The 1860-nt window shown below is 42.3% G+C and carries 4 protein-coding genes; 1 reads left to right on the forward strand and 3 read right to left on the reverse strand.

The window, feature by feature from the left end; genetic code table 11:
• Positions 1–90 precede the first annotated feature (90 nt).
• Positions 91–546 (forward strand): type IV pilin protein, encoded by a 456-nt coding sequence (locus VZ94_RS21025; protein WP_045780745.1) that lies wholly within the window; start codon positions 91–93, stop codon positions 544–546.
• Positions 547–570: 24 nt separating this feature from the next.
• Here VZ94_RS21025 and VZ94_RS32595 read toward each other — a convergent pair whose 3' ends face one another.
• Genes VZ94_RS32595 through VZ94_RS21035 form a run of 3 tightly spaced genes read right to left on the reverse strand, consistent with a single transcriptional unit; the run spans position 571 to position 1726 of the window.
• A complete protein-coding gene (locus VZ94_RS32595) occupies positions 571–1149 on the reverse strand; it encodes a YbgA family protein (RefSeq protein ID WP_338040570.1) in 579 nt (192 codons plus the stop codon).
• Positions 1107–1508 carry a 2-thiouracil desulfurase family protein gene (locus VZ94_RS32600; RefSeq protein ID WP_338040571.1) on the reverse strand — a complete coding sequence of 134 codons (402 nt, stop codon included), beginning with the start codon at positions 1506–1508 and terminating at the stop codon, positions 1107–1109. Before VZ94_RS32600 ends, VZ94_RS32595 begins: the two co-directional genes overlap by 43 nt.
• The gene (locus VZ94_RS21035) at positions 1508–1726 is read right to left on the reverse strand and encodes a SlyX family protein (RefSeq protein ID WP_045780746.1); all 219 of its coding nucleotides are present in this window, start codon (positions 1724–1726) and stop codon (positions 1508–1510) included. The genes VZ94_RS32600 and VZ94_RS21035 overlap by 1 nt, the downstream gene beginning before the upstream one ends.
• Between the last annotated feature and the right edge of the window lie 134 nt (positions 1727–1860).

Below are 1860 nucleotides of genomic sequence, written 5' to 3' on the forward strand. Positions count from 1 at the left end.
TATGGCGATTTCTACGATGGTTACCTGAACTATTCGTTACGCACAAGCAACTTTGCTGTTCGATTAGTTAGAAACTAAAACTTAGCGATTATGAACAAAGCGCAACAAGGTTTTACCTTAACAGAACTGTTGGTTACCGTTTCAATGATTGGTATTTTATCGGCGATTGCTATTCCAAGTTACAATTATAGCGTCAGCAAATCACGCAGAACTGACGCAAAAACAGAGCTAGCAAACTTAGCTAATTTCATGGAAAGGCAAAATACCGAGTTTGGCTGCTACACTGACCCTGGAGCCGATGGAATTTGCGCTAGCGGTGATGACACCACACCTGTGCTACCGTATAACGTCGCCCCAAGAACCGGAACAGCTTACTATACTATTGACTTAGTTCAGGTAACGCCGTTCTCGTTTACATTAACAGCCACCCCTATTCCAGGCCAAGCGCAAGAGCATGATGATTGTGGAGCATTATCACTTGACAGTACTGGAACCAAAAATTTTGCCCCTATAAATCCCGGCTTACGCCTACAAGACTGCTGGTAATCTCACTCAAACACAAGGACGTGTTTAAAGCGCATTTATCAACCGCAATTCCTGCGGATACGGCGACATATAATACGATTCATCAATATAAGCATCAGGGTATTTACGAAAATGATGCTTTAATAAAGTCAGTGGCACAATTAACGGGATTTCACCATCACGATACCGCTCAATTAATTCACAGAGTTCGGCTTTATCATCAGGGCTTAGTTCTTTTTTTAGATAACCTTGAATATGTTGCAAAACATTAACGTGATTTGCACGTTTAGCAATGGTCTTTAGTATCACCATCAATTGAGTAATGTATTGTTCCGCAATACTTTCAACATTTTTTTTACTTACCGTCGCTAATAATTGGCCTAAATCACGATAATCCGCATGACTCATAATGATTAGCTTATGACGCGCATGAAACGTGGTTAAGGTTTGCGGTGTTAAACCTTCAGCGATTAACTGCTTCCAACGATATAACACATAAACGCGTTGAATAAAGTTTTCGCGTAACGCCGGGTCACCTAGCCGCCCTTCCTCTTCAACTGGTAACAGAGGATTATTGCGCATCATTTCTTCGGCATAAATACCAACGCCGCTACGATGTGGCAATTCGCCGTGAAAAACTTTAACACGCTCCATTCCACAACTTGGCGAATCTTTTTTTTTAAGATATAGCCGCATAAATCGACATGGGTAGATGCTTGTTGCTTTGCATATTGGCGTAGCTTATCCGTCACATCCATATCTGGATTCGTCACTCCTACGCTACGCAGCTCGCCGTTCTGTTTGACTAATCGTATTGTAGGCCTTGGAGTGCCTAAACCAATGGCGACTTCAGGACAATAGGGGAAAAACTCAAAATAATCGGACAATGTGCCGACAATATACGAGTCACGCTTATGCCCGCCATCAAAACGAACATAATGGCCTAATAAACAACTACTAATACCAACTGGAATTTTATTCATTAATAATGTGGTGGGATTTCGTAAACAGGCTTATCTATTGTAAGGTCCAGGCTAGCCGCATTCATCACGCTGACCAACCGCTCGTTTAACAATGTACAAGTTTTTTCTAAACAATCAATTTGTTGCTGTTGCTTAGCAACGACTTGATTTAACGCATTGACCAAATCATCTTGATAAGCCAGCTTACACTCAAGCTCAATAATACGTTGTTCTAACATTTGGCTATCCACTTAAGCCGGGACAGGGCATTCAGAGCGCATAACGCCAGGGATGGCGTGTAGTAGGCAGAAAAGTGCTCCTGCGTTTTCTGCATTCACCACATCCATGTGGCTTAGCAACGCAGGAGCAGTTG

The organism is Methylocucumis oryzae, assembly GCF_000963695.1.
GTDB classification, from domain to species: Bacteria; Pseudomonadota; Gammaproteobacteria; order Methylococcales; family Methylomonadaceae; genus Methylovulum; species Methylovulum oryzae.